This window comes from Actinomadura sp. (assembly GCF_044508335.1).
GTDB lineage: Bacteria > Actinomycetota > Actinomycetes > Streptosporangiales > Streptosporangiaceae > Spirillospora.
Map to the genome: position 1 here is coordinate 44,231 of NZ_JBIQHY010000028.1, position 9,302 is coordinate 53,532.

Consider the following 9,302-nt stretch of genomic DNA (forward strand, 5'->3'; position numbering starts at 1 on the left):
CACACAGCGCGATGATGCGGGAACAGCGGTCAGCGGACGGGCCAGTCCGGCACCTCGGGCGGGAGGTCCTTGCTGACGCGCATCGGGAACGCGGCGTCGCGCTTCTCCAGGAAGGACGACACGCCCTCGATCGCGTCGGCGGCGCCGCCGAGCGCCGCCATCAGGCGGGAGTCGGCGATGTGCGCGTCCCAGGGGGACGGGGCGGACAGGCCCGACCACATGAGGCGGCGGATCGCGGCGACCGACACCGCGGAGGTGCCGCCGGCGATCTCGCGGGCGAGGGCGTAGGCGGCGGGCAGCAGCTCGTCCGGCGCGTAGACGCGGGACACGAGGCGGCCCGCGAGGGCCTCCTGCGCGTCGAACACGCGCCCGGTCGCCGCCCACTCCATGGCCTGCGCGATTCCGACGAGGCGCGGCAGGAACCAGCTGGACGCGGCCTCGGTGACGATGCCGCGGCGCGCGAACACGAACCCGAACCGGGCCTTCTCGCTGGCGAGCCGGACGTCCATCGGGAGGGTCATGGTGACGCCGACGCCGACCGCGGCGCCGTTGAACGCGCCGATGACGGGCTTGAGGCAGCGGGCGATGCGCAGCGCGACCGTGCCGCCGCCGTCGCGCGGGGTGCCGTCCTCCAGGACGTCGTCCTCGCCGGCGTACATGTCCTTCGACTTCTCCTTGTCGAAGGCGTCGCCGCCGCGGCTGAGGTCGGCGCCCGCGCAGAACGCCCGGCCCGCGCCGGTCACCACGACCGCGCGCACGTCGTCGTCGGCGTCGATCCGGTCGAAGGCGTCGAGCATCTCGTTGCGCATGGTGAACGTGTAGGCGTTCATCTTGTGCGGCCGGTTCAGCGTGACGGTGGCGATCCCGTCGCGAACCTCGTACTCGATCTCCTGGTACGTCACCCGCGGGCCCCTCTCACGCTCGATAGAGCCCGATTCTAGAACGGACCTTAGCTGCGGCCTCGCGGAGTCAGACGCGGGCCTCGGGGAAGAGGCGGAGCACGACGTCCCGGCGCCACTCGGCGAGGTCGCGGCCCGGCGGCGGCACGGGGACGAGCGCACCGTCCGCCGCGGCGGCGTAGCCGATCTCGACGCCGGGGGCGAGCTCGGCGGGCGGCTCGCCGGTGGCGGCGAGGCGCCGCGCCACGGCGCCGAGGACGCGCGCCCAGCCGTCCCCCAGATACGGCGGCAGCCCCTCGGCGCGTAGTTCGGGCAGGTCGCGCGCGGCGAGGCCGATGGTGCGCAGGATCAGGCCGTCCGGGCCCCCGGCGCCGACGATCCGGACCTCGGACGTGACGTCCGCCATTCCCAACGCCGCCTCCCTGCTGGACTTTCTCCGATAAATTATGACAGTGAACTGGGCCGTGACGACGTACGACTCCGCCTTCGGGTATGTGTCCGCGCACGGTGCCCCCCTGGTCGACCTGCTCGATCCGCAGCCGGGCGAACGGATCATCGACCTCGGGTGCGGCACCGGGTCGTTCAGCGCGGAGATCGCCGAGCGGGGCGCCGAGGTGCTGGGAATCGACGGCAACCCCGACATGGTCGCGCAGGCGACCGCGACGCACCCCGGCCTGTCCTTCATCGTCGGCGACGCCCACGACTTCACCGTCGGCGAGTCCTTCGACGCGGTCGCCTCCAACGCGGCCCTGCACTGGATGACCCGCGACCCCGACGCCGTCATCGGCCGGGTGCACGCGGCGCTGCGCCCCGGCGGCCGGTTCGTCGGCGAGCTGGGCGGCGCCGGGAACTGCGCCGAGCTGATCGTCGCGATGCAGACGGCGTGGCGCGTGTTCGGCCTCGGCGAGCCCGAGCTGCCCTGGTACTTCCCGTCGCCGGCCGAGTACGCGACGAAGCTGGAGGACGCCGGGTTCACGCTGCGGCTGCTGGAGCACGCCGACCGCCCGACCCGGATGACCGAGGGCCCGAACGGCGCCGCCGACTGGGTCCGCGCGTACGCGGCGAGCGCGCTGGCGGACGTCCCGCCGGAGCTGGTCGACCCGCTGCTCGACCGGGTGAACGACCTGGCCGCCCCCGCGCTGCGCCGCGAGTCCGGCTGGGTGGCCGACTACGTGCGGCTGCGGTTCGCCGCCGTCCGCCGCTCGGACGGCGCCGCCCCGACGCCGTTCGGCCCGCTGGCCTCCGATCGCCCGCTCTGATCGCCCCGCGCCCCGCCGCCTAGGGTGGGAGGCATGCTGCGGTTGTACGACCATCGGGTGGGACGCGCCGAACCCCTGCCGCCCGGGCCCGGCCTGCGCCTGCAGATCCTGGACGGCACCGGTCACCGCACGCTCGTGGTCGCCGACCTGCTCCGCCGGATCGCCGGGCGGGCCGGGCGCCGGGTCCGCTTCGCGAGCGTCCCGGTCGCCGTGGAGGGCTGGGCCGACTACAACGTCGCGCCGTTCGAGGTGCTCGGCGAACCGCTCGCGGAGGCCGACGTGTGCGTCTCCGCCGGGCAGGCCGACGTGGACGCGCTGTGCCTGGCGGTGCCGCAGGAGACCGGGGTGAAGCCGGCGGACCCGCTGGCCGCGCGGCTGGTGATGCTCGAAACCCCGTACCGCGAGCCCGTGGAGCTGACGGACGCGCGGCTCGCGGGGGCGGGCGGGCGGCTGGACGCGTGGCGCGGCAAGGTCGCCGAGTGGGCGACGTCCCCGGGGCATCCGATGAGCAAGGACTACGCCACCCGGGCCGAGGCGGCGCTCGCGGACGACCTGGACTGCGCGGGCGCGCTCGCCGTCCTGGACCGGCTCGCCGGCGACCCGGAGGTGCCGCCGGGCGCGAAGCTGGAGACGTTCATCCACCTCGACATGCTGCTCGCGCTCGGGCTGGTGTCGGCGATCGGGAGCGCCTGATCAGACCTCGACCACCGTGCCGTCGGCGAGCAGGTCGGCGAACGGGCGGCGGAACACGTGCGCCGTCCCGCCGCCGGGCTGCCCGAACCACGGCACGGCCGTCCCCGTCAGCGCCTCCACCGGCCGTTGCAGCCGGTAGACGTGGTACGGGCGGTCCCGCCAGTCGGGCGGTAGGGACCTGTGCGGGTAAGGGGTGCGCGCCGCGTAGGCGACGTTGCCGTCCGAGCCGCCGTAGCGGTCGACCTCTGTACCCGGTGCCAGCTCCGTGATGCGGCGGTCGCGCAGAAGGGAGAGCGGGGGCTCTCCCTTGAGCGGCTCGAACGGCCCGTCCTGGACGGTGTGGCGCGGGTCCAGCAGGAGCTGCCCGAGAAGTTGCGCGGAGGCTTGCTCCGTGTCGCCGAACGCCGCCTCATTGCGGCGCTCTCCGTCCCGCATCAGGAAGACCGTCCAGCCGGCCCCTTGCGGCATGAGGCACCAGGCGCCCTCCGCGGTGTCCTTGATGCGGTAGGCGGCACGGTCGACGCGGAGCTGGTCCAGGCGGTGCTGGAGCCTGGCCTCCCAGTCCGGGGCGGATTCCGTCCGGACGTTTTCGGGGACGGCGCGGCCGGTGACGGCGGCGTTCGCGGCGTCCATGGTGTCGTCGTCCACGGGAGGGACCTCGTACCCGTTCGCCCTGATATGCGCGACCAGGTCGGACTCGGGCGGCACCCCGTGCTCGTCCAGGTAGTAGGCCACCGCACCCGACCAGACCCACGCGCCGTCGGTGTGGAAGGCCAGCGGCACGACCTCCCCGCGCGACGGGTCGAGGCGGTCGGGGGCGTTCGAGCGGGCCGCCGTGACGACCGGGGCGCGCCGGAGGTAGGCGGCGACGCGGTCCTTCTCGTCCGGCCGGACGGGCGGGCGGGACACGGCGGGGCGGCCGTCGCCGGTGCTCGCGTGATCGAAGATGCGGGCTCTGCGGAGGCCGCCGGGCGCCGGAGGCGGCGGCTGGGCGGGCGGCTCGTCGTCGTAGGTGAAGTCCGCCCGGCAGCGCACCGCGCCGTCCTCGTAGGCGACCTCGACGTCGATCCTGGACCAGGTCGAGCCCTGGAAGGCGTGCGTGCCGGCGCGGAGCCGCTCCAGGAGCGCGGCTGCGGCGTCAGGGGGCGTCCATGACATGCCGGCCCCGTCGGCGCGGAGGCACGTCATCGCCGGGAACGTTCCGGCGGCCGCGTCGTAGGACCCGGTGACCGTCCGCCAGAGCGGCGGCGCCTGATCGGCGATCAGCGGCGCGAACCGGTCGTTCAGCAGCTCCATCTGCTCGACCGGGTTCATCGGGCCCGCCGGCCCGGGGGCCTCGGACGGGTCGCGGCCGTCCAGCCGGTCGCGCAGCCAGCCGGGCACGTTGGCGCCGTCGCGCGGCAGCACGATCTGGTCGCGCCGCCAGTGGTCCGCGGGGAGCGGCGGATCCCACATCGGGTCGAAGTCGTAGTTGTAGAGGGCGCACGCGGCGCCGGGCTCGACGATGGCCGCCATCGAGAACCAGGTGCCCTGCTCCGACAGGTAGTGCGCGCGGCGCAGATCCACCAGCAGGCCGGTCAGCTCGTCCGGGACGGCCACGGGCTTGATCGCGCCGTCCCCGGTCAGGGCGGTCAGCGCCGCGTCGGTCACCGCGACGGTCGCCGCGCAGCGCAGGTCGATCCGCCGCCACCCGGGCGGCGCCGCGCGCCGGACGAGATCGACCACCCGGCCCTCGACTTCCGCGCTGCGGCCGCTCCGACCCGTCACCCGCGCCCTCCGTGCGTCCCGATGGCTGCCTCGATGGCACCTGTGCGGCAGATTAACCGCACCGCGGGGTGACCCGGGCTTTCGCGGTCCCCGAGAGAAGCTAACTTCGTATGTCGTGTCGACCGAAGCCCCAGAATCACCGGCACCCGCGGCGCCCGAGCCGCCGGTCCGACCGCGGCGCCGCCGCGCCCGCGCACTGATGGCGACGTTCGTCGCCCTGGCCGTGCTGCTGTTCGCGGCCGTCGGCGGCGTCGGCTGGTACTTCGCGGGAGTCGCGATCGAGGTCGACCACGCGGCCGAGTACCCGCTGACGATCGTCGACGCGGCGGACGGCACCGTCACGCTGCCCCGCGAGCCGGTGACGGAACGCCCCGGAACGTGGGCCTTGGTATGGAAGGACGGCCGGGCTCTGCTCGGCCCCGTCGTCGGGGGCGACACCCGCAACGTCGTGCGGAAGGTGTCGAAGGTCGTCTCGGGTTCCCTGGAGAAGGGCGCGCCCGCGGCCATCGACCACTGGATGTACGACGGCGACCCCAAGACCGCCTTGGGGCTGCCCTTCGAGGACGTGACGTATCCGTCGAAGGTGGGGCCGATGCCGGCGTGGGTGGTCCCGGGGTCGTCCAGGACATGGGTCATCGCCGTCCACGGCCGGAACGCGGACAAGGCGGAGACGTTCCGCGTCATGCGCGCCGTGCACGAGATGGGTCTGCCGATGATGGCCATCGCGTACCGGAACGACGTGGGCGCGCCTTCGTCCGACGACCGCAAGAACCACCTCGGCGACACCGAATGGCACGACGTCATCTCCGCGATGGGCTACGCGCGCGCACACGGCGCGACCGGAGTCGTCCTGTACGGGTGGTCGATGGGCGGGGCGATGGTCATGACCGCCTTGCGGAAGGACCCGTCGTTCGTCCGGGGCATCGTCCTCGACTCGCCCGTCCTGGACTGGAGCGCCACCCTGGACAAGCAGGGCGACGCCCGCAACCTGCCCGGCTTCATGACGGACGTGGCGAAGCAGGTCCTGGAATGGCGCATCGGCATCGACCTGACCGACTACGACCAGCGCCGGTACGCGTCCCGGCTGCGCACGCCCGTCCTCCTCTTCACGACACAGGATGACGCCACCGTCGACAACGGCCCCGCCTACACGTTCGCCAGGAAGGCCCCGGCGGGCATGGTCACGCACATCTCCACACCGGGCGACCACACCGAATCGTGGAACGTCGACCCCACCGCCTACGAACGCAATCTGGAATCGTTCTTGAAGAGGGTGAGCTAGACCTCCAGCAGGGTCTTGCCGACGGTGGAGCGCGACTCGATCGCCCGGTGCGCGTCCGCGGCGCCCTCCAAGGGGAAGCGCTGCCCGATCACCGGCCGGAGCCGTCCCTCGGCGGCCTCTCTCAGCGCGCTCTCGGTGAACGCCCGGAGCTGCTCCGGCGTCGCCGCCGGCCGGACCAGCGTCACACCGCGCGCGGCCGCCTCGTCGTCCGGGATGCTCGCCCACTCCCCGGACGCGAGCCCGAAACTGACCATGCGCCCGCCGCCGCGGAGCAGCGTGAACGCCTCGCGCGCCACGTCGCCGCCGACCCCGTCGAACACGACGTCCACGCTCCCGGCCTTCCCGGCCCAGCCGGGCTCGCGGTAGTCGACCGCCTCGTCCGCGCCGAGCCGCAGCGGGATCTCCGCCTTGCGCGCACCCCCCACCGCCGCGACGACCGTCGCGTCCCTGGCCTTCGCCAGTTGCACCAGGAGCGTCCCGACCCCGCCGGCGGCGGCCTCCACGAGCACCCGCTCGCCCGGACGCGGATCCGCCGCGCTCAGCATCATCGCGGCCGTCCGCCCGTCGGCGAGGAGCGCCACCGCGTCGTCAAGCGCCAGACCGTCCGGCACCCGGAAGAGCCCCGCCGCGTCGACGACCGCCTTTTCCGCGTAGGCGCCGGTGCCCCCGGTGCTGCTGACGACCCGCCGCCCGACAAGGTCGTCGCCCACCCCCGCGCCGACCTCGGTCACCACGCCGCCGACACCGTTGCCGGGGATGACGGGCGGCTCCAGCCTCACCGGCGCCGGCCCGTCGCCCGACCGCATCTGCGTCTCGACGAACGTGATGTTGACGAACTCGACCTGAACCAGCGCCTGCCCCTCGCCCGGCACCGGATCTGGCGCCTCCCCCGGGACGAGCACCTCCGGCCCGCCGAACCGCGTCAAACGCACCGCACGCATCCGAACCCCTCCCATCAGCGGCAGCGGGACCAGCGTGCAACCTCAAGCAAAGTCGAGGTCAACCCGTTCGCAACGAATCTCTTTTCTGGCCACACGCGCCTCTGTAAGCTTTCGGGCGAGTTCCGCCCCCGTTGTCGGCTGCCGCTCAAGGAAGACGATGCGCGCCCGGTTGGTACGTTTCTCCCCACTCGGGGCAAGCCGCGCCGCCGCCGCGGCCGCCGTGCTGGCCCTGTGCACGACTGCGGGCTGCGGTTCATCCGGGTCGTCCACCAACGGGAAACTCGCCCCGAACGGCTCCCTCGACAACGGCGCCGCCGCCCCTTCCCCGGCCGCCGACGCCCCCTCGGCCATCCCCACGGCGGAGCTTTACAAGACCGTCCTCAAGCGCTACCGCGCCTACCAGGACGCCTACAAGAAGGCGTACGACACCAACGACCCGTCCGGCCTCGCCGCCGTCGCCATGGACCCCCTCCTCACCGAGGTCACCGAGGACGTGGAGGCGACCAAGGCCAAGGGCGTGGTCTGGCGCTTCACGAACACGTTCAACCCCCGCGTCTACGCCCGCTCCAAGGACAGCACGAAGGTCTACGTCATCGACTGCGTCAGCACGCTCGCCGCCTACCGCTACTCCGCGAAGACCGGCAAGCGGATCGAGCAGCTCCCCGGCGGATCCTTCGTATACCGAGCCACCGTCGCGTACGACTCCGGCACCTGGAAGGTCGCCGCCAATGTCCGGGACCGGCAATGCTGACGGTCCGCAGGGAAGGACACTCGATGTCTGCCCACACCCCCACCAGACGCCGGACGGCCGCCGCGGTCGTCGCGACCGCCATGACCGCGCCTCTGCTGGTCGCCGTCCCGGCCCACGCCGCCCCCTGCAAGGTCACCAAGAACAAGCACGCGAACTGCAACAAGGTCGTGCACACACCCGGGACCGGAGGAGGCGGGACGGGAACAGGCGGCGGCGACGCCGGCCCCTGGGAGCCTCCCGCACCAGAGGGGTTGACTCCTGACGAGGCACCGGGGGTCGTAGAGGTCCCAGGCGGGAACGCGCCTGCGCCCGCGCCGCCCGCCACGGCCGACCTGGTCGCCATGGCGCAGGCCGCCGCCGAGTTCCCCACGCCCACGGTGCACACGGCACCCGAAGGCAAGACGTTCGTGAGGCTGCGGACGGCCCTGTGGGTGGACGGCTTCGAAGACGTGCAGACGCCGCCGATCACCGTCGGCGCGCAGACGATCCAGTTGGTCGCCGAGCCCAAGTCCGTGACCTGGAACATGGGCGAGAAGACGTTCCAATGCGCCGACGCCGGCACCAAGGACGGCAAGACCTGCAGCTACACCTACCGGAAGTCCTCCGCGTCCAGACCCGGCGGCAAGTACACGATCACGGCGACCATCAACTGGGACGTCCGGTGGACATGTGAGGGCGACGACTGCGACTCCGGCGGCGGTGTCCTCCCTCCGAACCCCGTGTCATCGCCGGACACACCTCTCGTAGTCGGTGAGATCCAGACCAACACGGGCCAATGACGCTGCATGAACATCGGTTGCCCGGGTTCGTCGAACTCGCGGAGCTGGGGACGGGCGCCCAAGGCGAGGTCGTGCTCGCGCGGCACGAGTCCGGCGGCCCACCGGTGGCGATCAAGTACCTGGCCGCCGACCTGCTCGGCGACACGGCCGCCCGGAGCCTCTTCCGCGACGAGGCCCAGATGCTCAAGCGGGTCGACAACCCGCATGTGGCGCGCTTACTCGATTACCTGGAATCACCTTGGGGCGCCGCGATCATTCTGGAGGCCGTACCGGGCCGTCCACTCCGCAAGGTGCTGGACGAGCACGAGGGCGCGCTGACACCCGAGGCGGCCTTGGCGACACTGAAAGGGTCGCTGCTCGGGCTGGCGGCGGCACACGCGGTCGGCGTCGTCCACCGCGACTACAAGCCCGGAAACGTACTCGTCCAGGACGACGGGCAGAGCAAACTCATCGACTTCGGGGTCGCGGTTCTCACCGGGCAGGGCGGCCAGGCCGGGACGCCCGCCTACATGGCGCCGGAGCAGTGGGAAGGCGGACCCGCCACCCCGGCGACCGACCTCTACGCGGCCACGGGCGTCTTCGTTGAATGCGTCACAGGCGAGAAGCCGTTCGCGGGGACGACTCTCGCGGAATTGAAGGCCGCGCACTCGGAAGGCTTCACCTCATTCGAGCGCGTGCCGGAGCCGGTGCGCCCGCTCGTCCGGCATGGCCTGGCGAAGAGCCCGAGCGATCGAGCCTGGGACGCGTACGAGTTCGTGAGCGAGCTGGAATCAGTCGCCGTCCAGGCTTACGGCCCCGACTGGGAACGGCGCGGCCTCCTCGCACTCGGCGCGGTCGCCGCGGCCGTGGTGACCGCCGTTCCGCTGGCGATGCTCGGCGGCGCCCTTCTGGCTCCCGGCGCATCCGCGGCCGGCACGGCAGCCGGCACGGC

Annotated in this window: 10 protein-coding genes; 6 read left to right on the plus strand and 4 right to left on the minus strand. The window is 72.9% G+C overall.

All coding sequences use genetic code 11. From position 1 onward, the window contains the following. Positions 1–29: 29 nt before the first annotated feature. On the minus strand, positions 30–902 hold the full coding sequence (locus tag ACIWVC_RS13195) for a crotonase/enoyl-CoA hydratase family protein (RefSeq protein WP_396447472.1): 873 nt from the start codon (positions 900–902) through the stop codon (positions 30–32). Positions 903–969: 67 nt separating this feature from the next. Then, positions 970–1,305: a hypothetical protein gene (locus ACIWVC_RS13200; RefSeq protein WP_396447471.1), complete on the minus strand. Its 336-nt coding sequence runs from the start codon at positions 1,303–1,305 to the stop codon at positions 970–972. Between the two features lie 40 nt (positions 1,306–1,345). Here ACIWVC_RS13200 and ACIWVC_RS13205 point away from each other — a divergent pair, with 40 nt between their 5' ends. Continuing rightward, on the plus strand, positions 1,346–2,158 hold the full coding sequence (locus tag ACIWVC_RS13205) for a class I SAM-dependent methyltransferase (protein ID WP_396454173.1): 813 nt from the start codon (positions 1,346–1,348) through the stop codon (positions 2,156–2,158). Between the two features lie 33 nt (positions 2,159–2,191). Next, positions 2,192–2,851, plus strand: coding sequence for a hypothetical protein (locus ACIWVC_RS13210; RefSeq protein ID WP_396447469.1), 660 nt, complete (start codon positions 2,192–2,194; stop codon positions 2,849–2,851). Here the strand turns inward: ACIWVC_RS13210 and ACIWVC_RS13215 are convergent, their stop codons facing one another. Further along, complete coding sequence (locus tag ACIWVC_RS13215) at positions 2,852–4,618, minus strand: TNT domain-containing protein (RefSeq protein ID WP_396454174.1); 1,767 nt, start codon at positions 4,616–4,618, stop codon at positions 2,852–2,854. A gap of 199 nt (positions 4,619–4,817) precedes the next feature. Here ACIWVC_RS13215 and ACIWVC_RS13220 point away from each other — a divergent pair, with 199 nt between their 5' ends. Continuing rightward, positions 4,818–5,900, plus strand: a complete 1,083-nt coding sequence (locus tag ACIWVC_RS13220; protein WP_396447467.1) for an alpha/beta hydrolase family protein — start codon at positions 4,818–4,820, stop codon at positions 5,898–5,900. Here the strand turns inward: ACIWVC_RS13220 and ACIWVC_RS13225 are convergent. Continuing rightward, on the minus strand, positions 5,897–6,841 hold the full coding sequence (locus tag ACIWVC_RS13225) for a zinc-binding dehydrogenase (RefSeq protein WP_396447466.1): 945 nt from the start codon (positions 6,839–6,841) through the stop codon (positions 5,897–5,899). The two genes, ACIWVC_RS13220 and ACIWVC_RS13225, sit on opposite strands and share 4 nt — an antisense overlap. A 157-nt stretch (positions 6,842–6,998) precedes the next feature. On the opposite strand from ACIWVC_RS13225, the gene ACIWVC_RS13230 reads away from it, so the two are divergent. The 3 genes from ACIWVC_RS13230 to ACIWVC_RS13240 form a co-directional block, all read left to right on the plus strand. Further along, the gene (locus tag ACIWVC_RS13230) at positions 6,999–7,592 is read left to right on the plus strand and encodes a hypothetical protein (RefSeq protein WP_396447465.1); all 594 of its coding nucleotides are present in this window, start codon (positions 6,999–7,001) and stop codon (positions 7,590–7,592) included. Between the two features lie 23 nt (positions 7,593–7,615). Beyond that, positions 7,616–8,371, plus strand: coding sequence for a hypothetical protein (locus ACIWVC_RS13235; RefSeq protein WP_396454175.1), 756 nt, complete (start codon positions 7,616–7,618; stop codon positions 8,369–8,371). After that, positions 8,368–9,302, plus strand: a 935-nt coding sequence (locus ACIWVC_RS13240) for a serine/threonine-protein kinase (RefSeq protein WP_396447463.1), incomplete at its 3' end; no start/stop codon positions are given. The genes ACIWVC_RS13235 and ACIWVC_RS13240, both read left to right, overlap by 4 nt.

Bases quoted from the DNA above. Each gene is read 5' to 3' on its own strand.
- ACIWVC_RS13225 (WP_396447466.1), bottom strand. From the start codon at position 6,841: ATGCGTGCGGTGCGTTTGACGCGGTTCGGCGGGCCGGAGGTGCTCGTC.
- ACIWVC_RS13235 (WP_396454175.1), top strand. From the start codon at position 7,616: ATGTCTGCCCACACCCCCACCAGACGCCGGACGGCCGCCGCGGTCGTC.
- ACIWVC_RS13220 (WP_396447467.1), top strand. From the start codon at position 4,818: ATGGCGACGTTCGTCGCCCTGGCCGTGCTGCTGTTCGCGGCCGTCGGC.
- ACIWVC_RS13210 (WP_396447469.1), top strand. From the start codon at position 2,192: ATGCTGCGGTTGTACGACCATCGGGTGGGACGCGCCGAACCCCTGCCG.
- ACIWVC_RS13205 (WP_396454173.1), top strand. From the start codon at position 1,346: ATGACAGTGAACTGGGCCGTGACGACGTACGACTCCGCCTTCGGGTAT.
- ACIWVC_RS13230 (WP_396447465.1), top strand. From the start codon at position 6,999: ATGCGCGCCCGGTTGGTACGTTTCTCCCCACTCGGGGCAAGCCGCGCC.
- ACIWVC_RS13200 (WP_396447471.1), bottom strand. From the start codon at position 1,305: ATGGCGGACGTCACGTCCGAGGTCCGGATCGTCGGCGCCGGGGGCCCG.